17 protein-coding genes, 1 rRNA gene and 1 pseudogene are annotated in these 22,356 nt (G+C 70.3%); 11 read left to right on the top strand and 8 right to left on the bottom strand.

Annotated elements, in window-relative coordinates; translation table 11 throughout:
• Positions 1-198 precede the first annotated feature (198 nt).
• Positions 199-315: ribosomal RNA gene (gene rrf / locus H343_RS0123690) — 5S ribosomal RNA — on the top strand.
• A 100-nt stretch (positions 316-415) separates the two neighbouring features.
• Here the strand turns inward: rrf and H343_RS0123685 are convergent.
• From H343_RS0123685 to H343_RS0123665, 5 genes are read right to left on the bottom strand one after another with little or no spacing between them, the layout of a single operon-like run.
• Complete coding sequence (locus H343_RS0123685; protein WP_028433153.1) at positions 416-1,726, bottom strand: DUF58 domain-containing protein; 1,311 nt, start codon at positions 1,724-1,726, stop codon at positions 416-418.
• Between the two features lie 31 nt (positions 1,727-1,757).
• The gene (locus H343_RS0123680) at positions 1,758-2,723 is read right to left on the bottom strand and encodes an AAA family ATPase (protein WP_028433152.1); all 966 of its coding nucleotides are present in this window, start codon (positions 2,721-2,723) and stop codon (positions 1,758-1,760) included.
• Positions 2,720-3,997 (bottom strand): DUF4350 domain-containing protein, encoded by a 1,278-nt coding sequence (locus tag H343_RS0123675; protein WP_028433151.1) that lies wholly within the window; start codon positions 3,995-3,997, stop codon positions 2,720-2,722. Before H343_RS0123675 ends, H343_RS0123680 begins: the two co-directional genes overlap by 4 nt.
• Positions 3,994-4,758 (bottom strand): DUF4129 domain-containing protein, encoded by a 765-nt coding sequence (locus H343_RS32530; RefSeq protein ID WP_051265911.1) that lies wholly within the window; start codon positions 4,756-4,758, stop codon positions 3,994-3,996. Before H343_RS32530 ends, H343_RS0123675 begins: the two co-directional genes overlap by 4 nt.
• Before the next feature lie 16 nt (positions 4,759-4,774).
• On the bottom strand, positions 4,775-5,977 hold the full coding sequence (locus H343_RS0123665; protein ID WP_028433150.1) for a DUF7847 domain-containing protein: 1,203 nt from the start codon (positions 5,975-5,977) through the stop codon (positions 4,775-4,777).
• Positions 5,978-6,114: 137 nt separating this feature from the next.
• Between H343_RS0123665 and mtnA the strand changes: the two genes are divergently transcribed.
• The 7 genes and pseudogenes from mtnA to H343_RS0123630 form a co-directional block, all read left to right on the top strand.
• Positions 6,115-7,257 (top strand): S-methyl-5-thioribose-1-phosphate isomerase, encoded by a 1,143-nt coding sequence (gene mtnA / locus H343_RS0123660; protein WP_078506067.1) that lies wholly within the window; start codon positions 6,115-6,117, stop codon positions 7,255-7,257.
• Positions 7,254-7,931 (top strand): two-component system response regulator MtrA, encoded by a 678-nt coding sequence (mtrA, locus tag H343_RS0123655; protein ID WP_028433148.1) that lies wholly within the window; start codon positions 7,254-7,256, stop codon positions 7,929-7,931. The genes mtnA and mtrA overlap by 4 nt, the downstream gene beginning before the upstream one ends.
• Positions 7,932-7,998: 67 nt before the next feature.
• The gene (mtrB, locus tag H343_RS32525; protein ID WP_106958929.1) at positions 7,999-9,939 is read left to right on the top strand and encodes an MtrAB system histidine kinase MtrB; all 1,941 of its coding nucleotides are present in this window, start codon (positions 7,999-8,001) and stop codon (positions 9,937-9,939) included.
• Positions 9,929-11,764 carry an LpqB family beta-propeller domain-containing protein gene (locus H343_RS0123645; RefSeq protein WP_028433147.1) on the top strand — a complete coding sequence of 612 codons (1,836 nt, stop codon included), beginning with the start codon at positions 9,929-9,931 and terminating at the stop codon, positions 11,762-11,764. The genes mtrB and H343_RS0123645 overlap by 11 nt, the downstream gene beginning before the upstream one ends.
• Positions 11,765-12,068: 304 nt before the next feature.
• Entirely contained in the window at positions 12,069-12,812 is a 744-nt protein-coding gene (locus H343_RS0123640) for a ComF family protein (protein ID WP_028433146.1), read from the top strand.
• A gap of 259 nt (positions 12,813-13,071) precedes the next feature.
• Positions 13,072-13,773, top strand: a complete 702-nt coding sequence (hpf, locus tag H343_RS0123635) for a ribosome hibernation-promoting factor, HPF/YfiA family (RefSeq protein ID WP_028433145.1) — start codon at positions 13,072-13,074, stop codon at positions 13,771-13,773.
• 279 nt (positions 13,774-14,052) lie between these two features.
• A pseudogene (locus H343_RS0123630) lies at positions 14,053-14,715 on the top strand (response regulator); the annotation flags it as partial.
• 21 nt (positions 14,716-14,736) lie between these two features.
• Here H343_RS0123630 and H343_RS32520 read toward each other — a convergent pair.
• Both H343_RS32520 and H343_RS32515 read right to left on the bottom strand, forming a co-directional pair.
• The gene (locus tag H343_RS32520; protein ID WP_078506065.1) at positions 14,737-16,002 is read right to left on the bottom strand and encodes a DNA glycosylase AlkZ-like family protein; all 1,266 of its coding nucleotides are present in this window, start codon (positions 16,000-16,002) and stop codon (positions 14,737-14,739) included.
• 135 nt (positions 16,003-16,137) lie between these two features.
• Entirely contained in the window at positions 16,138-16,776 is a 639-nt protein-coding gene (locus H343_RS32515; RefSeq protein WP_037904884.1) for a GNAT family N-acetyltransferase, read from the bottom strand.
• A 173-nt stretch (positions 16,777-16,949) separates the two neighbouring features.
• On the opposite strand from H343_RS32515, the gene secA reads away from it, so the two are divergent.
• A complete protein-coding gene (gene secA, locus H343_RS0123615) occupies positions 16,950-19,787 on the top strand; it encodes a preprotein translocase subunit SecA (RefSeq protein WP_028433143.1) in 2,838 nt (945 codons plus the stop codon).
• Between the two features lie 90 nt (positions 19,788-19,877).
• Here secA and H343_RS36135 read toward each other — a convergent pair whose 3' ends face one another.
• On the bottom strand, positions 19,878-20,783 hold the full coding sequence (locus H343_RS36135; RefSeq protein WP_486587031.1) for an Rv3235 family protein: 906 nt from the start codon (positions 20,781-20,783) through the stop codon (positions 19,878-19,880).
• Between the two features lie 281 nt (positions 20,784-21,064).
• On the opposite strand from H343_RS36135, the gene H343_RS0123605 reads away from it, so the two are divergent.
• Together H343_RS0123605 and H343_RS0123600 are read left to right on the top strand one after the other, a co-directional pair.
• A complete protein-coding gene (locus tag H343_RS0123605; RefSeq protein WP_028433142.1) occupies positions 21,065-21,577 on the top strand; it encodes a DUF6912 family protein in 513 nt (170 codons plus the stop codon).
• A gap of 78 nt (positions 21,578-21,655) precedes the next feature.
• Positions 21,656-22,342 (top strand): HAD family hydrolase, encoded by a 687-nt coding sequence (locus tag H343_RS0123600; protein WP_037904901.1) that lies wholly within the window; start codon positions 21,656-21,658, stop codon positions 22,340-22,342.
• Positions 22,343-22,356: the final 14 nt, after the last annotated feature.

Below are 22,356 nucleotides of genomic sequence, written 5' to 3'. Positions count from 1 at the left end.
TGGAGTTGACTGGTACTAATAAGCCGAGGGCTTGACCACAGGTACTTCTGCTCGCGTCCACTGTGCGGTTTCTGAGACAGCAACCCGCAATCCAGCACCACGTGACATGTGAACAGTGTGTGTTTGCTGAGACTTCCCCCCCTTGCCGGGGCGTGCCACTACGTGTGGCAGGCCCCGGGAGAAGTGGGGGGTGTGAGTTTCGGTGGTCATAGCGTCGGGGAAACGCCCGGTTACTTTCCGAACCCGGAAGCTAAGCCTGACAGCGCCGATGGTACTGCATGCGGGAGCGTGTGGGAGAGTAGGACACCGCCGAACAACACGTGAGAGAAGCCCTGTCGGGGTGGCCACGCCACACCCGACAGGGCTTCTCCCATATCCGGACACTTCTGAGGAAGCGACGGGGATCAGAACCGGTTCAGAGCCGGCCGGTTGCTTTGAGCGCGAGGTATGCATCCGCGAGAGCCGGGGCCAGATCACAGGGCAGGGCGTCGACGACGACAACCCCGCGTCGGCGAAGCCGGTCTGCTGTCTGGTTGCGCTCCGTTTGTGTGCGAGCCGCCGCGGCCGCTTCGTAAGCCGCGTCGATGTCCCCTCGTGCGGCTGCCATTTCCGCGATTCGCGGATCGGCGATGGAAGCGACCAGAACCGTATGGCGCTGTGTCAGGAGCGGCAGTACCGGCAGCAGCCCCTCTTCCACGGGCGATGCCTCGAGGCCGGTGAGAAGGACGATCAGGGACTGGTGACGCGCCATGCGAAGTGCCTGCGACGCCAGTCCGCGCGCGTCCGATTCGACGAGTGCGGGTTCGAGGGGTGCCATCGCCGAGACGAAGGCCGGCAGGACGTCATGTGCGGTGCGGCCGTTGACCGTGGCCCGGGGGACCCGGTCGTAGGCAAGCAGGTCGACGCGGTCGCCGGCGCGTGAGGCCAGTGCGGCGAGCAGAAGTGCCGCGTCCATGGAGGAGTCCAGGCGAGGAGCGTCGCCCACCCGGCCCGCGGACGTCCGGCCCGTGTCGAGGACGACGAGGATGCGCCTGTCCCGCTCGGGGCGCCACGTGCGCACCGCGACGGCCGATTGTCGCGCAGTGGCGCGCCAGTCGATGGAACGTGTGTCGTCTCCCGGAACGTACTCGCGGAGGCTGTCGAATTCGGTGCCCTCCCCACGGGTGAGGATGCTTGTGCGGCCGTCGAGTTCGCGGAGTCTGGCCATCTTGGCCGGCAGGTGCTTGCGGCTGGTGAAGGCGGGGAGAACGCGCACCGTCCAGGGCACGGAGTGGCTTCCCTGGCGGGCGGCGAGTCCCAGAGGGCCGTAAGAGCGGACGGTGATGCGGTCTGCGCGACGGTCGCCGCGGCGGACGGGGTGCAGACCGGTGATGACTTGCTGACGTTCACCGGGGCCGATGCGCACGTTGTGCCGGCCCGCGACGGCTGCGGCGTCCGGCGGCCAACTGCTCGGTGGCCAGGCGTCGCGGAGGCGGAGACGTGAGAGGCGCCGCGACGCATTGGTGACGACGATGTGCACGGACGCACGTTCGCCGAGGCGAACTGACGTGTCACCGGAACGCGTGAACCGGAGCTGATCCACTGGCGCGGCCCTGGTCAGGTCGTACAGGATTGCAAGCAGCAACGGGAGTTCGACGGCCAGTACGCCGGTCCAACCGGGAAGCAGAAAGCCGACGACGAGGGCGCCGAGGGCGGCGACAAGGGCTGTGCGGCCGGTGAGTGCCATGAATCGGGCTTGCCAATCAGCTCACTGTGATTCAGCGGGGGACAGGGACATGGGCAAGAATCGAATTGATCACGCTGTCGGGGGTGACACCCTCCATCTCCGCCTCGGGCCGGAGTTGCACGCGGTGTCGCAGCGTCGGCAGGGCGAAGGACTTGATGTCGTCGGGGATCACATAGTCCCGGCCGGTCAGCCAGGCCCAGGCGCGAGCGCTCGCGAGTAGAGCCGTGGCGCCCCTGGGGGAGACGCCGAGCGTGAAAGAGGGGGAATCGCGAGTGGCACGGCAGATATCGACGACATAGCCGGTGACTTCCGGCGCGACCGAGGTCTCGGCGACGGCGGTGCGTGCGGCTTCGAGGTCTGCCGGACCGGCGACGGGGCGTACACCGGCGGCTTCGAGGTTCCGCGGGTCGAATCCTTCCGTGTGCCGGGTCAGGACGCTGATCTCGTCTTCCCGGGAAGGCAGCGGAAGGTTCAGCTTCAGCAGGAAACGGTCGAGTTGGGCTTCGGGGAGGGGATAAGTCCCTTCGTACTCGACCGGGTTCTGGGTGGCTGCCACGAGGAAGGGGTCGGGGAGCTTGCGCGGGGTGCCGTCGACCGAGACCTGACGCTCCTCCATGGCCTCGAGCAGGGACGCCTGGGTCTTGGGCGGTGTCCGGTTGATCTCGTCGGCGAGCAGGAGATTGGTGAAGACGGGGCCCGGCTGGAAGGAGAACTCCGCGGTGCGCGCGTCATAGATGAGAGAGCCGGTGACATCGCTGGGCATCAGGTCGGGGGTGAACTGCAGGCGCTTGGTCCCGAGATCGAGAGTGGCTGCGAGGGTGCGCACAAGAAGCGTCTTGGCGACTCCGGGGACACCTTCGAGCAGCACATGGCCGCGGCAGAGCAGGGCGACGACGAGTCCCGTGACGGCGGCGTCCTGGCCGACGACCGCCTTGGAGATCTCCAGGCGCAATGCTTCGAGGGCGCTGCGGGCGCTGTCTGCTGAGGGGGCGCTCACGAGGTGCGTTCCTTGTCTGTCGGTAGGTGGGAGGCAGGGGCGGGAGCGGAGAAGTGACGTTCCAGGTGGTCGAGTTCGTCGCAGAGGCGCACGAGTTCCTCGTCACTCGTGGGCGCGGGGCCGAAGAGGAGGGAGTGGAGTCGTGCGCTGCCGGTCCGGGGGGAATCGGTGGTGTCCGCCTCAACGGGGGCCGGGGAGTGTGAACTCGTGGCGAGGGCATGGGTCAGGGCGTCCGGAGAGTCCGCGTCCCCGGGGCTGACACCGACAAGGGGCGCCAGCCGTGCCCGGGTTGCTGTGCGAAGGGCTTCGGCGGCGCGGTCTCGTGCGTCGGCGCTGCGGTAGAGGCGTGCTCGACCCTCGGTGGTTTCGGATGCGCGGACGGAGACGGGGAGTTGTTCGGGGACGAGGGGACCGAGACGGCGTACGCGCCAGAGCGCTGCGAGAACGGCGGCGATCGTCAGCTGGAGAGTGGCCCAGGACCAGCCCTCGGGAAGCAGGTCGAGGAAGCCGCGTTCGCCGTTCTCCGCGGTGGAGGATTCGGCGGGAGAGGGGAGGTACCAGACGAGATGGGGGCGGGAGCCGAGGAGTTGCAGCACGAGCGAGGCGTTGCCGTATTCGTCGAGGCGCTCGTTGTAGAGCGGATCGGGTGCGCCGATCAGCACCATGTCCCCATGGGGGGCGATACGGCCGTCGGGGTCGTCCGGGAGCCTCAGCAGGGTCGGCAGACTCTGGTGCACGTAGCAGACGTCCGCGTCCTCTGCGCTCACCGCGTACCGGACACCGCCGAGTTCGGCGTCGCCCGCGCGAGCGGCGGTCGGGAAGTCGCAGTCGGGAGGTGTCGGCTGGACCGGGGCGGGAGGCGCGGCCCGTACTCGTGCGGTGAGTGCCGCGGTCGCCGAGGGGCCCGGCGCGATGAGGACCGCTCTCCCGCCTCGTTGCAGTGCCGGGCGCAGATCCGAGAGTTGACGCCGGGTGAGCGCGTCGGGGTCGCTCACGAGCAGTGTCGCGCCGCGGTCCGCGGCGGCATCGGCTTCCCGGGACGTCGTGGCGATCTTGATCTTCACCCCTCGCTCCTTGAGGAGTTCGGCGACCGCTTTGCTGCCGTGGTCGTCCGTGGAGCGGGGGTCGAGGAGTCCGTACTCCTCGCCGGAGCGGAGCGCGGCGATGACCACTCCGGCCACCGCGAGGATCGCCGCTGCGAGCAGCAGCCCACGGAATCGCGTCCACATCTGCCGGGCGGTCGGGGAGAGGGACGTGGGGGAGGTGGCGCTCAACGGCCTCCCCTGTCTGTCGCGGCGGCCGTGGCACCGCGGACGGCCTGTGCTTCCGCTCCGTCCCTACCGTGCGGGTCAGTGGTCTCCGGCAGCCGGGGCGCGGCGCGGCGCAGTGCGGAGTCGAGATCACGGACGAGGGCGTACGCGGCGGCGTCGGCGGGCCTTTCCCCGTACGTGACCTCGTCGAAGGAGCGGGCGGCGGAGCGCAGGGCATCGGCGTGGCCGGGCAGCAGTTGGCCCGCTTCGGACGCGGCCTCGTCGGCGGTGCGGCCGGGGCGGTGGTCCAGGAGGGCTCGCTCCTCCAGGGACCGGACGACGGCGCGCATCCGTTCCTTGAGGGCTTCGCTCCACCGGTCCGCGGCGGCGTGCGCATCGGCAGCGGCACGGTGTTCGGCCGCTGTGCGAGGGCGGTTGTCGAAGAGTGTGCCGCTGCCGGAGGCCGGGCCGGGCCGCAGTCTGCCGAGGCGAAGACGCAGCGCGATGAGGAGCAGCAGCACGACGCAGGCGAGTACGGCGAGACCCACCACACCCCCGGGGGTGGCTTGTGCCGCCGAGCTGAGCAGCGAGGTGACGTGCTCCCACAACCAGTCGAAGAGGCGCTGGAGGAGGCCGGGGTCGTTCTCGTGGTACTCGCGTTTGGAGAGTTCCCGCTCGGCTGCTTCGCGCGCGGGCGTACGGGGGGTGGTGACCGGGCCGTCGTCGCCGACGCCTGTGGTTGCCGACGAACGCAGGCCGGTGGCGGTCTCGGGCGCGATCGCCATGTCCCCCGGCACCGCCTCAGCTCCCGGGGGCGGAGCCGTCGGACTGTGGGTCGCCGTAGCCGGAGACGCCCGCGGCGCGGGCCAGTTCGAGGTCGAGCGCCTCCCGGCGGATGCGCTGGTCGAGATAGAGGAGCGCCGTGACGCCTGCACGGATCGGGAAGGTGATGGTGGAGGCGATGACCGCGCCGATGCCGGTCGCGATCAGGAAGGCCCAGCCGGTGTCGGGCGTCGCGCTGGTGAGAACGGGAAGACCCTGACCGCTGGCGAGCGCACCCACGAACGCCGCCGGCAGCTTGATGATCAAGGTGATGGCGCCCACGAGGAGCATGGCCAGCAGTTGCACGCCGAAGACGCGCCACCAGCTGCCCCGTACGAGCTTGGCGGAGCGGCGCATGGCGGTGATGACGCCCTGCTTCTCCAGCATCAGGGCGGGGGCGGCGAGGCTGAAGCGGACCCAGAGCCAGACTCCGGCCGCCCCGCCCGCAAGGAGGCCCAGGAGAAGTACGAACATTCCGAGAGGCGTCGCGCCCGTGGCCAGCAGGAAGCTGCCGGGAAGAGAACCGGCGGCGACGACGAGGCCGACGAGGAGCGGCACGATGATCAAGAGCCCGAGCAGGCGGAGGAGTTGTGGGCGCGAGTCCTGCCAGGCTTCACGGATGTCGACGGTGCGGCCGAGCACGGCGCGGCTGACGACGACTGTCAGCATGGCGGTGACGATCACTGTCCCGAGGACGTCGGCGAGGCTCGCGATCCCGGCGGTGGCGAACGTACCGCCCATGGCGTCCATGAGTTCGTCGTTGCTCGGCTGGGGGTTCTTGCTCAGGGCGTTCAGGTCGGTGGCGTCCGCCATCCAGAGCCCGGTGACGACGGTGCTCACGAGTTGCACGACGACGGCGACGGCGAGGGCGATCCCGAGCACGGTGCGCCAGTGCGCCCGCATGGTGGACACGGCGCCGTCCAGTATCTCCCCGACGCCCAGGGGGCGCAGAGGGATGGTTCCCGGCTTGGCGGCCGGCGGCTGGTTCCAGCCGCCGCTCCACTTGTCCGGGCCCGGCTGCCCGGGCGGGGAAGCCCAGCCGCCGCCTCCGTGCGCCGGCGGTTGCTGTGCCGACCAGTTGGTGGGTGGCTCCTCGGGAGGTGTCCCCGTGGCGGGCTCCTGACCGTCGGTCGAACGCTCGGAGGCGGATCCGGGCGAGGCCCAGCCCGGAGAGTCGGTCACGTGTGGTCACCTCGGGGTGTCGGTCGCTGCGTCGACTGGTTGAGAGCAATGGTCCCACGGGTGGGTGGGGCTCCGGCCGGGCCCCGCGTCTTCGGGTTGCCTTCAGCGGTCGCCGGGGCGGCAGGCAGACTGTGCGGATGGCAGATGACGGTGTCCCGGTACTGCGCTGGCAGGAGTCCCCCGCGGGGCCGGTGCTGGTGCTCCTCGACCAGACGAGATTGCCGGCCGAGGAAGTCGAGCTGGTGTGTGCGGATGTTCCTGCTTTGGTGGAGGCGATCCAGGCGCTGTCGGTGCGTGGGGCGCCGCTGCTGGGGGTGGCGGGTGGTTACGGGGTCGCGCTCGCAGCCGCCCGGGGTGACGACGTCGCAGACGCGGCGGCCCGGCTGGCCTCCGCAAGACCCACCGCGGTCAACCTGGCAGCGGGCGTACGGCGCGTGGAGCACGCCTGTCGCGCAGCCGCGGCCGGTGAGGGGGCGAGCAGGGGGGAGGCGGCGGCCGTCGCGTTGGCGGAGGCAAGGAGCCTGCACGAGGAGGACGCGGAGGCGAGCGGGCGCATGGCGCGGCTCGGACGTGAGCTGCTCGACGAGCTGGTACCGGCCGGGCGCCTGCGGCTGCTCACGCACTGCAACACCGGCATCCTGGTGTCCGGGGGGCAGGGTACGGCGTTCGCCGTGGTCTCGGCACTGCACGGTGCCGGCAGGCTGGAGCGGCTGTGGGTGGACGAGACCCGTCCGCTGCTTCAGGGCGCCCGGCTGACCGCGTACGAGGCCACACGTGAAGGGATGGCGTACAGCGTGCTGGCGGACGGTGCGGCGGGTTCGCTGTTCGCCGGGGGCAAGGTGGACGCGGTGCTCATCGGCGCGGACCGGATCGCAGCCGACGGCTCTGTGGCCAACAAGGTGGGCAGCTATCCGCTGGCGGTGCTGTCGCGGCACCACGGGGTTCCGTTCATCGTGGTGGCGCCGGTGACGACGGTGGATCTCGCCACGGAAGCGGGGGCCGACATCGTGGTGGAGCAGCGTCCGGCGACGGAGGTGACGGAGATCTCCTCGCCGTATCGGGCGGGCCCCGGCGTGGAAGGGAGCGCCGCTGTCCCGGTGGCCCCGAAGGGGGCCGAGGCCTACAACCCGGCGTTCGATGTGACCCCGCCGGAACTGGTGACGGCGATCGTCACGGAACGCGGTGTGATCTCGCCCGTCACCAGGGAAACTGTCGCGGGGCTGTGTTCCCCGTCACGAACGAGAACGTCACGATGGGGTAATGGGATGATGAACGCATGAAGGGACGCGTCCTTGTCGTCGACGACGACACCGCACTGGCAGAGATGCTCGGCATCGTGCTGCGCGGCGAAGGCTTTGAACCGTCGTTCGTGTCGGACGGCGACAAGGCGCTCGCCGCCTTCCGCGAGACCAAGCCGGATCTGGTGCTGCTCGACCTGATGCTGCCCGGAAGGGACGGCATCGAGGTGTGCCGCCTGATCCGGGCCGAGTCAGGAGTGCCGGTGGTCATGCTGACCGCCAAGAGCGACACGGTGGATGTCGTGGTCGGCCTGGAGTCGGGGGCCGACGACTACATCGTCAAACCGTTCAAGCCGAAGGAGCTGGTAGCGCGAATCCGAGCGAGGCTGCGGCGGTCCGACGACCCGGCGCCCGAGCAGCTGGCCATCGGTGATCTGGTGATCGATGTCGCCGGGCACTCGGTGAAGAGGGACGGGCAGTCCATCGCCCTCACGCCGCTGGAGTTCGACCTCCTGGTGGCGCTGGCCCGCAAGCCCTGGCAGGTCTTCACCCGGGAGGTGCTGCTGGAGCAGGTGTGGGGGTACCGGCACGCGGCCGACACGCGCCTGGTCAACGTCCATGTGCAGCGGCTGCGTTCCAAGGTGGAGCGTGACCCCGAGCGGCCGGAGATCGTCGTGACGGTGCGCGGCGTCGGTTACAAGGCGGGGCCCGGCTGAGATGACCCGGAACGGCTCCGTCCAGCAGCGGCCCGGCGGGGACGGAGTCTCACCTCAAGAGTCTGAAATGTCCAAGTTCAGGCGTTTGTGGCGCAGTGGGGCGCTCTTCTCCGAGGGGCTGCTTCCGGAGGGCACGACCGGACCACAGGCGCACCCCGCGATCCGCTTCTTCATCCGCTGGGTGCGCCGCCCGCTGCTGCCTGTCCTGCGGTTGTGGCGGCGCAACATCCAGCTGCGGGTGGTGGCGGCCACGCTGCTGATGTCGCTGGGCGTCGTGCTGCTGCTGGGCATCGTCGTCATCGGCCAGGTGCGCAACGGCCTGCTCGACGCGAAGGAGAAGACGGCGCAGAGCCAGGCGGCCGGCGGCTTCGCGGCCGCCCAGCAGATGGCCGACAGCGCGGGAAGCGGGCGGAGCGGCCAGCCCGGGGGCCCCGCGAGCGGAGGCAGGAGCGGACAGAACACCGGCACCTGGCTGAACAACCTCGTGGAACAGCTCGCCAGCGGCGGCCAGGGGGTCTACTCCGTGGTCGCTCTCGGCTCCCAGAACGACGAGTCCCCCTTCCTCGGAAACGGACGCTCCACGACCCGGGGCCCTCGTGCCTCCGGCGACATCCGGCCCGAGGAGAGCATCCCCGCCGACCTGCGCAAGGCCCTGGACGAGCAGCCCGGCACCCACCAGCGGTACGCGAAGGTCCACCTGCAGAGCGGTGGCACCACAGCCGGGCTGATCGTGGGCAAGCGGCTCAACGACGCCGGCGGGGCCCCGTACCAGATGTACTACGTCTTCCCCTTCACGCTGGAGGAGGAGTCGCTCAACCTGGTCAAGGGCACGCTGGCCACAGCCGGTGTGTTCGTGGTCGTGCTGCTCGGCGCGATCGCCTGGCTGGTGGTGCGGCAGGTGGTCACGCCCGTACGCATGGCCGCGGGAATCTCGGAACGCCTCGCCGCGGGGCGCCTCCAGGAGCGGATGAAGGTCACCGGCGAGGACGACATCGCCCGGCTCGGGGAGTCCTTCAACAAGATGGCACAGAACCTCCAGTTGAAGATCCAGCAGCTGGAGGAGCTTTCCCGGATGCAGCGCCGCTTCGTCTCCGACGTCTCGCACGAGCTGCGCACGCCGCTCACCACGGTCCGGATGGCCGCCGACGTGATCCATGAGGCGCGGGAGGACTTCGACCCGGCCACCGCACGCTCCGCCGAGCTGCTGCTGGGCCAGCTCGACCGTTTCGAGTCGCTGCTCGGCGACCTGCTGGAGATCAGCCGCTTCGACGCGGGGGCCGCGAACCTGGATGCCGATCCGATCGACCTGCGCGACGTGGTCCGCCGTGTCGTCGACGGCTGCGAGCCGCTCGCCGACCGCAAGGGCAGCAGCGTCGTCGTTCGGGGTGACGGAGCTCCTGTGGTCGCCGAGGCCGACGGGCGCCGTATCGAACGTGTGGTGCGCAACCTCGTCGACAACGCCATAGAGCACGGTGAGGGCCACGACGTCGTGGTCGAACTGGCCTCCGCCCGCGGAGCGGTCGCGCTGGCCGTGCGTGACTACGGTGTCGGACTCAGCCGCAGCGAGGCGGAGCGCGTCTTCAACCGCTTCTGGCGCGCCGACCCCGCCAGGGCCCGTACGACCGGAGGGACCGGGCTGGGTCTGTCCATCGCCCTGGAGGACGCCAGGCTGCACGGCGGCTGGCTCCAGGTGTGGGGCGAGCCGGGCGGCGGCTCCCAGTTCCGCCTCACGCTGCCCTGCGCGGCGGGAGACACTCTGCGCGCGTCCCCCATTCCGCTGGAGCCCGCCGACTCACGCCGAAAGCGCGGGCTGGAGAGCGCAGTCCTGGGGGGACGTGAGGAGGCGGCGAAGACCCCGGCCGGCGGGGCGTCCGCCACGGTGCTGAGGACGGCGCCCGCGTCGGAACCGGCCTCCGCGGCCTCCGCTGTGGCCGTGCAGGGTGTGTCCGCCGCGTCGGGCAGCGCCACGCGAGAGTCCACCCGGGAGGAGAACTCCGATGGGCACTGAGCGGCTCGGCCGCCAACGTCATCGCACCGGCACGGTGTACCTGACAGCTCTCGTACTGCTGCTGTCGGGCTGTGCCTCCATGCCGGACGACGGCACCGTCGACCACGTCGACTCCTCGCACCGGGCCGACCCCGACTCGCAGGTGCGCGTCTTCGGTGTGAGCCCGCAGAAGGGCGAGCGGCCGCAGCAGATCGTGCGCGGGTTCCTCGAGGCGATCACGAGCGACGAGGCCGCCTTCTCGACCGCGAAGAAGTATCTGACCGCGCGCACGGCCGGGGAGTGGGACCCCTTCGCCCGTACGAGTGTGCTCTCGGGCGGCCCCACCCCGGGGAAGGCACGTAAGGACACCAGCGGGCAGCGGGGCTACACCGTCCAGGTCAAGGGGACGCGTGTCGCGGAGGTCGACGACAAGCACGCCTACTCACCCGAGTCCGGTGACTACAACGAGGGATTCCACCTCTCCGAGGTGGACGGCGAGTGGCGCATCGACCACCTCCCGGACGGGCTGGCCCTGGGGGAGTCGGACTTCCAGCGCATCTACCGGCCGATCAACAACTACTACTACGCGCGGCTGGGCGCCGACGCGGAGTCGATCGCGGGCGGCAAGAACGTCCTGGTGGCCGACCCGGTGTACCTGCGGCGCAGGGTCGACCCGGTCACCGCGACCGTCGAGGCCCTGATGGACGGGCCGACCCGGTGGTTCGCGCCGGTGGCCACCTCCTCCTTCCCCGAGGGGGCGCGGCTCGCAGGCGGGCAGCGGCTCTCGCTCGACGATTCGGGCGCGCTGAGCATGCGGCTGAACGCGAAGGGCGCCCGCGCGGACAGTGCACGGTGCGCGCGTATGGCGTCCCAGGTGCTGCACACCGTGCAGGACCAGGCGTCGGCGAAGGTGAGCAGGGTGCAACTCGCGGGCCCCGGCGGGGAACCGATGTGCGAGCGGACGCGGGAGCAGGCCGAGGTCTACGAGCCGGGCCGGCTCAACGGCCGTGCGACACGGCCGTACTTCGTCGACGAGCGCCATCGTGTGGCCGCTTTCGAGGGGAACAGCGAGAAGGCCAGGCCGGTTCAGGGGGCGCTCGGCCGGGGCGAGACGGAGATGGGTTCGGTCGCGGTGAACCGTGCCGAGCAGGAGGGTGCGGCCGTCTCCCGGACCGGGCGTTCGCTATACGTCGCGCGGCTCAGCGAGGACAGCGAGATGGGTGAGCCGGTCCTGACGAGCAAGGCCAAGAGTGAGAAGGACCGGCTGACGTCCCCCAGTTGGGACGGGCTCGGCGACCTGTGGATCGCGGACCGTGATCCGGACAGGCGGCGGCTGCTGCGGCTGCCCGGAGGCAAGGAGAAGCCCGAGGAGGTCGAGGTTCCCGGTCTCGGCGAGGACGAGCGGATCGAGTCGCTGCGGATCGCGTCGGACGGCGTTCGGATGGCGCTGCGAATACGGCAGAAGGACGGACGGCGGACGCTGCAGCTCGGACGGGTCGAACGCGCGGGCACGGCGAACGACCCGCAGGTGACGGTCGCGGCGCTGAGGCCCATCGCACCGCAGTTCGAGGACGTGGCGGCCGCTTCCTGGGCGGGTGGCAGCCGACTGGTGGTGGTGGGGCGTGAGTCGGGCAGTGTGCAGCAGATGCAGTACATGCAGACGGACGGCTCCGCCTCGAACCAGCCGACCCTGCCGGGCATCAACGATGTGACAGGCGTCGGCGCTTCGGAGGACGAGAGCAAACCGCTGCTGGCCGACTCGGAGGACGGCATAGTACGTCTGCCCCCGGACGCCAACTGGAAGACGCTCTCGGACAGCGGCTCGAGCCCCGTCTACCCCGGCTGACGCCTCTCCCGGCTGGCTGACGCCTCTCCCCGGCGGCGTCCGCACCGTCGCGGCGGCCGGCACGCGCGCTCGCGGCGCCGGATGGCGCTCAGGCAGCTCCGCTGTGAGAGCTTCCGCACGCCTTGCGCTCCCATGCACCGGCTGCCGCTCCTTGACGCGCGAACCTTGACCGCCACGGCACGGGTGCCGCGGCCGCACCGGAACCGGCCGTCCGGTTAGGAAAGGAATCGGCCGTGTCGGGTGCCGGGCCGATGGTTTTCCACAGGGGTGGCCCGGGTCGGGAGCCACTGTGAGAGTGGCCGGTATGCGTGAGTTGTGGCGGGAGTTCCGGCAGGAGATCGCAGGACTGGTGCTGCCCTCGGCATGCGCGGGGTGCGGCCTGCCGCGTGTGCGCGGTGAGTTGTGCGGGGCGTGCGGCGCCCTGCTGAGGGGGGCAGTCCCCCGACGGGTCCGGCCCTCGCCCGTGCCGCCGGGGCTGCCCGCGGTGTATGCGGCGATGCCCTACGCCGACGAGATACGCGCGGTGCTGCTCGCGCACAAGGAGCGCGGCGCGTTGCGCCTGGCTGCTCCGCTGGGCGCGGTCCTGGCCGCCGCGGTGCGGACGGCCTGCGGGGGCCCGCCGGGCCGCAGGACGCGGGGGCCTCTGACGCTCGTGCCGGTGCCGTCCGCGCGGCGTGCGGTGGCCGTCCGTGGTCACGATCCGGTGCGGCGGATCGCCGTTTCGGCGGCCCGCGAACTGCGGCGCGGCGGGCTGGCGGTGCGCACACTGAACGTGCTGCGGCAGTGCCGCCCGGTCGTCGATCAGGCCGGGCTGACCGCCTCCGGGCGCCTGGCGAATCTCAGTGGTGCCCTGGAGTTGGTGCCCGGTAGCGGCAGGTTGTTGACCTGCGGAGAGACGGTGCTGGTCGACGATCTGACGACGACTGGCGCCTCTCTCGCGGAGGCGGCGCGCTGCGTCGACGAGCAGGTGCGGAACGTGACGGTGGCGGCTGTCGTCGCCTTCCGTCCCAGGAATGGGAGCGCGTCCTCGGGGAATCGCGAGAAGTAGCAGAGATCGCACAGGGCTGCTGATGGCTGTCGTGAATTGATACCTGAACGTAGGTACGTGTCAGTAGGGGGTGCCGACGAACCTCCGGTGGAGGTACGTTCGAGGTGGGGTGACGATCTTCCCCCTGGGGGAGAAGGAGGTGAAAGTCGCAAGCCGAGGTTCCGGAGGCTGGCGGCAGAAGGCCCTGAGCCTCCGGTGTCATTGCACAGAGGAGACGCTCCGCGCGGCGTCGTGGTAGCGCTCCGGAACGGAGTTCTGCGTGGACATCGTCGTCAAGGGCCGCAAGACCGAGGTGCCCGAGAGGTTCCGCAAGCACGTGGCCGAGAAGCTGGCGAAGATCCAGAAACTCGACGGAAAGGTGATCAGCCTGGATGTCGAGGTGTGCAAGGAACACAATCCCCGGCAGGCCGACCGATCCGACAGGGTGGAGATCACGATGTACACCCGCGGGCCGGTCATCCGCGCGGAGGCAGCGGCCTCCGATCCCTATGCCGCGCTCGACCTGGCCTCGGCCAAACTCGAGGCGCGGCTGCGCAAGCAGCACGACAAGCGGCGCGTGCACCGTGGAGGGAGCCGCGCGCCGATCAGCGTCGCGGCGGCCACCGCACACCTCGCAGCAGAACTCAACGGACAGCTCGACGCGGCGGCAGCGTCGGCACCGGCCGAGGAAGAGGCCGAGGACAAGCCGATGACCACCAAGGTGGGACCCATCGAGGTGCAGGGGGACGGCCCGCTCGTCGTCCGCGAGAAGACGCACGCCGCCGCGCCCATGAGTCTGGACCAGGCGCTCTACGAAATGGAGCTGGTGGGCCACGACTTCTATCTCTTCGTCGACTCCGAGAACAAGCAGCCCAGCGTCGTCTATCGTCGGCACGGCTACGACTACGGCGTGATCCACCTGGACCCGGATCCGTTCGCGGTGGACCCTCCCCCGGAGGCCGGCGGCGCTCTCGGCGGCTGAAAGGCTGAGCCGCTCGACGGCCGAGCGGACCCGATGTGATCACGCCCCCGGCCGGGTCGAGGACCCGGCCGGGGGCGTGGGCGTGGAATCATGGCCGCATTCGTGGCCGCGTTGATGGCCTCATTCGCCAACCGTGGTCCTGTGCAGCGCGGTTGGTGCGGTACCCAGGCTGCAGGGGGAGGAACGATGGCGGAAAGCTTCGGGCCAGCGATGCCCATGCCCGATGCGCACCCGGCACGAGGGGCGGTGGAGGACGGCGACCCGCGCGAACGCAGGCTGCCCGAGCCGATCCGGGTGCTCGTCGTCGACGATCACGAACTCTTCCGCCGCGGGCTGGAGATCGTTCTCGCCCAGGAAGAGGACATCCAGGTCATCGGCGAGGCGGGGGACGGCGCCGAAGCGGTCGACAAGGCCGCAGACCTGCTGCCCGACATCGTGCTGATGGACGTGCGGATGCCCAAACGGGGCGGGATCGAGGCATGCACGTCGATCAAGGAGGTGGCCCCCAGTGCGAAGATCATCATGCTGACGATCAGCGATGAGGAGGCCGACCTCTACGACGCCATCAAGGCGGGCGCCACCGGCTATCTGCTCAAGGAGATCTCAACGGACGAGGTGTCTGCGGCGATCCGTGCCGTGGCCGACGGCCAGTCGCAGATCAGCCCCTCCATGGCGGCCAAGCTGCTGACCGAGTTCAAGTCGATGATCCAGCGCACCGACGAGAGCAAACTGGTGCCGGCGCCCAGGCTGACGGACCGGGAACTGGAGGTGCTCAAGCTCGTGGCCACCGGCATGAACAACCGGGACATCGCCAAAGAGCTCTTCATCAGCGAGAACACCGTGAAGAACCACGTGCGCAACATCCTCGAGAAGCTCCAGCTCCACTCGCGCATGGAGGCGGTCGTCTACGCGATGCGCGAGAAGATCCTGGAGATCCGCTGATCCGCTGATCCGGCGGCGCGGTCAGCCGGAAGCCGGCCGCGACGACGACAGCCGCCCCGGCACCTGATCCCGACCCCGTGCCTCTTGAGGCCCTTCGCGGGTACTCCCCGGCTTCTCCGGCACGGTCTCCGCGAGGGCGTGGGTCAGCGCCGCGGCCAGTTCCGCGTCGTCGCAACGCTCCACCCGCACCTCCTCGCAGCCCACCCAACCCGCCGCCTCCCAGAGCGCCTTGGCCATCGGTGCCACCGCCTTGGGGCCCGCGAGCGACACCTGCCGGGCGACCAGCGTCGCACCCTCCCGCCCCGGGTCGACCCGGCCCAGCAGCCGGCCGCCCGCGAGCAGCGGCATCGCGAAGTAGCCGTGTATCCGCTTGGGCCTGGGCACATACGCCTCCAGCCGGTGCGTGAAACCGAACATCCTCCGCGTACGCGGCCGGTCCCAGATCAGGGAGTCGAAGGGCGAGAGCAGCGTCGTGCGGTGGCGGCCCCGGGGTGCGGATTCCAGAGCAGCCGGATCGGCCCACGCCGGATTCCCCCAGCCCTCGACGGAGACCGGTACCAGGCCGCACTCCGGCAGCACCGCCTCCACCTGCTCGCCCTTGAGCCGGTGGTAGTCGGCCAGGTCCGAGCGCGTCGCCACACCCATCGCCGCGCCCGCCTGGGTCACCAGGCGGCGCACGCACTCGTGGTCGTCCATGTCGTCGTGCAACAGCGCGTCAGGGATGGCACGTTCCGCCAGGTCGTAGACGCGCTTCCAGCCACGCCTCTCGGTGCAGACGACTTCGCCGGTGTCGAGCAGCCACTCCACCGCGATCTTCGTCTCGGACCAGTCGAACCACTCGCCGCCGTTCTTCCCGCCGCCCAGCTCGGTGGTCGTCAGCGGTCCGTCCGCCTTGAGCCTGTCCCGTACGAGCGCGCAGGCGCGGTCGCGGTCCTCCAGGATGTGCCAGCGGTGCCCGCGGGCGCGCCGCTCGCGGCGGCGGAAGGCGAAGTGCGGCCATTCCTCGACGGGGAGGATGCAGGCGGCGTGCGACCAGTACTCGAAGGAATGAGCGCCGGACCAGTACGCGGACTCCACCGCCTCACGGCCGACGGGGCCCAGACGCGCGTAGGGCACGAGTTCGTGGGAGCGGGCCAGCACGGAGATGGTGTCCAACTGGACGGCGCCGAGCCTGCGCAGCACCCCGCGCACACCGGCACGCCGGTCCTGCGCGCCCAGCAGGCCCTGCGCGCGCAGGGCCAGCCTGCGGGCCTCGTCGGCGGAGAGGGAGACCTCGGCACTCGTCATGCGGCACACCATAAGTGCCGCCGCCGACAGCGTCCCCGGCAGCGTCCCCGGCAGCGGACCGGGTGGGGGACCGGGCGGGCCGGCCGTCCGGACCGCCGGCATGTCCGCCCCCGCCCCGGGCCGAGGACCGTGCGGTCACCGGTCTTCCGCGGCCGCTGCCTCCCGGTCCTCCGGGCCCTGTCGGGGGCCCTGCCCGGGGGCCGGAAGATAGGGGCTTTCCATGCTCAGGCCCCAGTCCACCGGCAGCAGCGCCGCGATCCAGGCGTCGCGCCTGGTCCCCCGGCGGACGATCCGTGCACGCTGCCGGCCCTCCGACTCGAAGCCGAGCCGCTGCGCCACCGCCCGCGACGCCGTGTTGCCCACCTCGGCCACCCACTCCAGGCGCTCCACCCCGAGGGAGGTGAACGCCCATGTGATCACTGCGCGGGCCGCCTCCTGCGTGTAGCCCTTGCCGCGCTGGTCCCTGACCGCCCAGTAGCCCAGCTCCGCCTGGCGCTGCGGACCACTCAGCTGAGCGAGGCGTACGAGCCCCATCGATCCGGTGAGGACACCCGATTTCGTGAAGACCCCGAAGTTGTACATGGTGTCCTGGCACCAGCCGCCGGGACTGACGCGGAGCACGAACTCCTCGGCGTCCTCGCGCCCGTACGGCTCGGGAACGGGAATCCAGCGAGCGATCTCCGGATCCTGGCAGGCGGCGTGCACGGCCTCCACGTCCTGCTCCTCGAAGGGCCGCAGCAGCAGGCGGTCCGTGCTGAGGGTGGTGGTCTCCATGAGCTGATTGTGCCCTTGTGGCACGGAGCGTCTCCCCGGCACCTTCCAGGGCTCGGAACCGTTAGGGGTACAGGGGCCTACGTCCCTCGCATACGATGGCCGGTGCGGTGGAGACCGTATCGCCTTCACCGCTACTGACCGCGCCAGGTTCGACCGGCAAGGAGCCACCCTAAGTGTCCGTCTTCGGCAAGCTCATGCGCGCAGGTGAAGGGAAGATCCTGCGCAAGCTGGACCGCATCGCGCGGCAGGTGAATTCCATCGAAGAGGACTTCGTGGACCTGTCGGATGCCGAGCTCCGCGCCCTCACGGACGAGTACAAGGAGCGGTACGCCGCGGGCGAGAGCCTCGAGGACCTGACGCCGGAGGCGTTCGCGACCGTACGCGAGGCCGCCAAGCGCGTGCTCGGCGAGCGGCACTACGACGTGCAGATCATGGGCGGCGCCGCGCTGCACCTCGGGTACGTGGCGGAGATGAAGACCGGTGAGGGCAAGACCCTCGTGGGTACGCTGCCCGCGTATCTGAACGCCATCTCGGGCGACGGCGTCCACATCATCACCGTCAACGACTACCTCGCGCAGCGCGACTCGGAGTGGATGGGCCGCGTCCACCGCTTCCTGGGCCTGACGGTCGGCTGCATCGTGGCGCACATGACGCCGCAGCAGCGCCGTGAGCAGTACAACTGCGACATCACCTACGGTACGAACAACGAGTTCGGCTTCGACTACCTGCGCGACAACATGGCGTGGTCGAAGGACGAACTCGTCCAGCGCGGCCACAACTTCGCGATCGTCGACGAGGTCGACTCGATCCTCATCGACGAGGCCCGTACGCCGTTGATCATCTCCGGCCCCGCCGACCAGGCCACGAAGTGGTACAGCGACTTCGCCAAGCTGGTGAAGCGCCTGGAGAAGGGCGAGCCGGGCGATCCGCGTACGCAGAAGGCGGAGACCGGGGACTACGAGGTCGACGAGAAGAAGCGGACCGTGGGCATCCACGAGGCCGGCGTCGTCAAGGTCGAGGACTGGCTGGGCATCGACAACCTCTACGAGTCGGTCAACACACCGCTCGTCGGCTACCTCAACAACGCGATCAAGGCCAAGGAGCTTTACCACAAGGACAAGGACTACGTCGTCATCGACGGCGAAGTCATGATCGTGGACGAGCACACCGGCCGCATCCTCGCCGGCCGCCGCTACAACGAGGGCATGCACCAGGCGATCGAGGCCAAGGAAGCCGTCGAGATCAAGGACGAGAACCAGACGCTCGCCACGATCACCCTGCAGAACTTCTTCCGCCTGTACGACAAGCTGTCGGGTATGACCGGTACGGCCATGACGGAGGCCGCCGAGTTCCACCAGATCTACAAGCTCGGCGTCGTCCCGATCCCGACGCACCGTCCGCTCGCCCGTGAGGACCAGGCGGACCTGATCTACCGCACCGAGGTCTCCAAGTTCTCCGCGGTCGTCGACGACATCGCCGAGAAGTACGAGAAGGGCCAGCCGGTGCTGGTCGGTACGACCTCCGTCGAGAAGTCCGAGTACCTCTCGGAGCAGCTCAACAAGCGCGGCGTCCGCCATCAGGTGCTCAACGCGAAGAACCATGAGCGTGAGGCGGCGATCGTCGCCGAGGCCGGCCGCAAGGGCTCCGTGACCGTGGCGACGAACATGGCCGGACGCGGTACCGACATCAAACTCGGCGGGAACGCGGAGGGCATGGCGGAGAAGGAGCTGCGCGACCGCGGCCTGGACCCGGTCGAGAACGCCGAGGAGTGGGCGGCGTCCCTGCCCGCGGCGCTGGAGACGGCCGAGCGGACGGTCAAGGACGACGTCGAGGAGGTCAAGGAGCTCGGCGGGCTGTACGTGCTGGGCACCGAGCGGCACGAGTCGCGCCGTATCGACAACCAGCTGCGCGGCCGCTCCGGCCGTCAGGGCGACCCGGGCGAGTCCCGCTTCTACCTGTCGCTGGGAGATGACCTGATGCGCCTGTTCAAGGCGCAGATGGTCGAGCGCGTGATGTCCATGGCGAACGTGCCGGACGACGTCCCCATCGAGAACAAGATGGTGACCCGGGCCATCGCCTCCGCACAGTCCCAGGTCGAGCAGCAGAACTTCGAGATCCGTAAGAACGTCCTGAAGTACGACGAGGTGCTCAACCGGCAGCGCGAGGTCATCTACGGCGAGCGCCGCCGAGTCCTGGAGGGCGAGGACCTGCACGAGCAGGTACGGCACTTCATGGACGACACGATCGAGGCATACGTACAGGCCGAGACCGTCGAGGGCTTCGCCGAGGAGTGGGACCTGGACCGGCTGTGGAGCGCCTTCAAGCAGCTCTACCCGGTCAAGGTGACCATCGAGGAACTGGAGGACGCGGCGGGCGAACGCGAGGGCATCACCTCCGAGTTCATCATCGAGTCCGTCAAGGACGACATCAGCGAGCAGTACGACGCCCGTGAGGCGGAGCTGAGCAGCGAGATCATGCGTGAGCTGGAGCGGCGTGTGGTGCTCTCGGTGCTCGACCGCAAGTGGCGTGAGCACCTCTACGAGATGGACTATCTCCAGGAGGGCATCGGCCTGCGCGCCATGGCCCAGAAGGACCCGCTGGTCGAGTACCAGCGCGAGGGCTTCGACATGTTCCAGGCCATGATGGACGGCATCAAGGAGGAGTCCGTCGGCTATCTGTTCAACCTGGAGGTCCAGGTCGAGCAGCAGGTCGAAGAGGTTCCCGTGGAGGAGCGGAAGCCCTCGGAGAAGGCGTCCTTGGAGAAGGAGCCGCAGGAGGCCGTTCCGGCGGGCGCCTCGGCGGGTGCCGGTCCGGCCATCCGGGCCAAGGGACTGGACGCCCCGCAGCGCCCCGACCGGCTGCACTACTCCGCGCCGACAGCGGAAGGCGGCGTCGAGGAGGGCGAGTTGGAGACCGGTGCCGCGGACGGCGAGCCGGTCCGCTCCTCCGCCGACGGTTTGACGCGCGCCGAGCGGCGCAAGGCGCAGAAGGGCAAGCGGCGCAAGAAGTAGGCCGCGTGAGACGGACGGTACGGGCCGGGCGGGCCTCCCGAGAGGACTGCCCGGCCCGTACCGCGTACGGGTGGCATGTGGATGGCCGGCTCAGCGGTCGGGCCGCCGGCCGGCCGTCGACTGACCGTCGAGCTCGACAGCGGCGCAGCGCCAGCGGCGGTCGGGGCACAGCTCCAGCCGGAAGGCGATGGCGCGCTGCCGGCCGCCGGTGACGATGCGGGCGAAGGCTTCGATCACTCCGTCACGGGGCTGACTGCCGCGCGCCTCGAGCACGGCGGGGCTCGTGAGGTTCGCTCCGCGGGGACGCAGCGGCGCGTGGGAGGCCAGGCAGCTCAGCTTCTCGTAGGCCGTGCCGCGTGTGTACCGCAGCAGGCTGTGGACCGGCTGCTGACCGCTGAGGACGAGCAGCAGCCGGCTGGCGAACCAGTAGGGCGGCTGCCGTTCCCGCTCCCGCGCTGCCGCCGCCCGGAGTGCCGAGGCGGAGGGGCGGGGTGTGGCCGGACTGGTGCGCCGGGTCTCGGGACGGCGTGAATCCCGTCGTCCCGGTGGGCTCTTGCGCGCGGGAGCACTGCCACGTCGGCGTCCGTGGGTGCCGGCGGTGGCCTGGCGGTGCGGTGCGGGTGGACGGGCTTCGCGCGAGGTCTCGGCCCCTGTCCGCCCGTCCCCTGCCCGCCCGTCCTCTGTCCGCCCGGACCCCGGCCGCTCGGCTCGCGGCCCTCCGGGAGCTGCGCTGCCGGACTCTGTGTGGCCGGGCTCTGTGCGGCCGGAAGCGGGCCGGTGTGCGCCCGGTGGGGCGGATGTGGGAGGCAGTGACGGGAGCGTGCTCGTCGGGCGTGAGGGAGCGGTCTGAGCCTCCGGGCGGGGCTGCGCGGATCGGCCGGGTCCGGGGCCGGGCGGCGGGTCCTGTCCGTACGGGGTGCCCTGCTCGTACGGCAGGGTCGGCCCGTACCCGGGAGCCGGTCCGGGGTGGGCGCGTGGAGTGGGCACAGCGGTCATGGGGTCCCCGTGAATGGCGTGGCGGTGGCCGGGCACCGATTGATACCCGGCAGTAGCTTACGTTCCCGTTGTATCCGCAGTGATCGTGTGGTCGCAATCTGTGACCGTCAGTGCGTCGCTGTCACCAGCCCCTTCACCTATCAGGATGACCGGGCGCCCCGGAGGTGACGCGAGCCGCCTTCCACCTGCGGTTCCGCTGCGGGTACAGCACGGCGGAGGGTGCCGGTGCGGACCGTATCCTGGCCTGGCAGTCCGTCCGGCGATACACGAAAGCGGCAGCCATGCGTGTCTATGTGCCTCTGACCCTCCCCGCTCTCCAGGACGCGCATCTGGCCGGAGAGCTGACGCCGGAGTCCGGCGCCGTGCTCGCCTACTCGGTGACGCCCGGCCTGCGTGAGTGGTACGTCTCGGACGACAGCGAGGAGCTGGAGTACGCCGCACTCAACCGGGCAGCCCAGGCCTCACTGCGGCTGCTGGCCCTGCAGCCGGACGCGCCGCGGCGCCGGGTGGTCCTGGCGGCCGAAGTGCCCGACGCAGGTGTGGTCTTCGACCCGGACCACGGGCTGGACCCCGGAACGCTCGGCGAGGTGCGCGTCGAGGGCTCCGTGCCGCTGTCGAAGGCGGCCGCGGTGCACATGGACGCCGATGACGCGGAGGCGGACGTGGCCGCCGCGGCGGATGCGCTGGGCGCGGCCGACATGGGCGACGACGACGCGCGCTTCACGGTGGACGGCGCCGAGGACCACGAGCTGCTCTGGTACGCCACACAGGAGATCCCGCACCTCTTCGGCTGAGCGGTCGGCGGGGGACGGGGCCGGTACGGCGCAGAATGCGGTATCGCGTTGTCGGACCCCGGACGTACGGTCGTGCTCATGGCTCTGGGTGATACGCACAGACGGTCCGCGCACATCGTCTGGGACTGGAACGGCACGCTTCTGCACGACATCCATGCCGTCATCGACGCCACGAACGCCGCCTTCGCGGAGCTCGGCCTCCCGCCGATCACGCTGGAGCGCTACCGCGAGCTGTACTGCGTGCCCGTCCCGCGGTTCTACGAGCGGCTGATGGGGCGGCTGCCCAGCGAGCGGGAGTGGGAGGTCATGGACGAGTCCTTCCACCGGCACTACTGGCTGCGGGCGCGGGAGGCAGGACTGGCCGAGGGAGCCGCCGAGCTGCTCGCGGGGCAGAAGGCCGCGGGGCGCACCCAGTCGCTGTGTTCGCTGGCGCCGCACGACCGGCTGGTCCCGCTCGTACGGACACACGGCATCGCGGACCACTTCGTCCGGGTCGACGGAGCCACGGGCCCGTCCGGCAGCGGCAAGGCGAGCCAGATGGCGCGGCACCTGCTCTCGCTCGACGGGGTGGAGGCGGCGCGCACAGTGGTCATCGGCGACGCGGTCGACGACGCGCTGGCCGCCGCGCACGTGGGTGCGCGAGCGGTGCTCTACACGGGCGGTTCACACAGCCGGGCCAGTCTTGAGACAGCGGGTGTGCCGGTGGTCGACACTCTCGAGGAGGCGGTGGAGGCGGCCGAGTGGACGGCGAGGACGGCCCGGTGAGGGGGGTTGTCGGG

It is taken from the genome of Streptomyces sp. TAA204, assembly GCF_000424965.1.
This window is presented reverse-complemented; position numbering and strand designations above follow the sequence as displayed.

Bases quoted from the DNA above. Each gene is read 5' to 3' on its own strand.
- H343_RS0123605 (WP_028433142.1), top strand. From the start codon at position 21,065: ATGCGTGTCTATGTGCCTCTGACCCTCCCCGCTCTCCAGGACGCGCAT.
- mtrB (WP_106958929.1), top strand. From the start codon at position 7,999: ATGTCCAAGTTCAGGCGTTTGTGGCGCAGTGGGGCGCTCTTCTCCGAG.
- H343_RS32520 (WP_078506065.1), bottom strand. From the start codon at position 16,002: ATGACGAGTGCCGAGGTCTCCCTCTCCGCCGACGAGGCCCGCAGGCTG.
- H343_RS32515 (WP_037904884.1), bottom strand. From the start codon at position 16,776: ATGGAGACCACCACCCTCAGCACGGACCGCCTGCTGCTGCGGCCCTTC.
- H343_RS0123600 (WP_037904901.1), top strand. From the start codon at position 21,656: ATGGCTCTGGGTGATACGCACAGACGGTCCGCGCACATCGTCTGGGAC.
- mtrA (WP_028433148.1), top strand. From the start codon at position 7,254: ATGAAGGGACGCGTCCTTGTCGTCGACGACGACACCGCACTGGCAGAG.
- H343_RS0123640 (WP_028433146.1), top strand. From the start codon at position 12,069: ATGCGTGAGTTGTGGCGGGAGTTCCGGCAGGAGATCGCAGGACTGGTG.
- H343_RS32530 (WP_051265911.1), bottom strand. From the start codon at position 4,758: ATGGCGATCGCGCCCGAGACCGCCACCGGCCTGCGTTCGTCGGCAACC.
- H343_RS0123685 (WP_028433153.1), bottom strand. From the start codon at position 1,726: ATGGCACTCACCGGCCGCACAGCCCTTGTCGCCGCCCTCGGCGCCCTC.
- H343_RS0123645 (WP_028433147.1), top strand. From the start codon at position 9,929: ATGGGCACTGAGCGGCTCGGCCGCCAACGTCATCGCACCGGCACGGTG.
- mtnA (WP_078506067.1), top strand. From the start codon at position 6,115: ATGGCAGATGACGGTGTCCCGGTACTGCGCTGGCAGGAGTCCCCCGCG.
- H343_RS36135 (WP_486587031.1), bottom strand. From the start codon at position 20,783: ATGACCGCTGTGCCCACTCCACGCGCCCACCCCGGACCGGCTCCCGGG.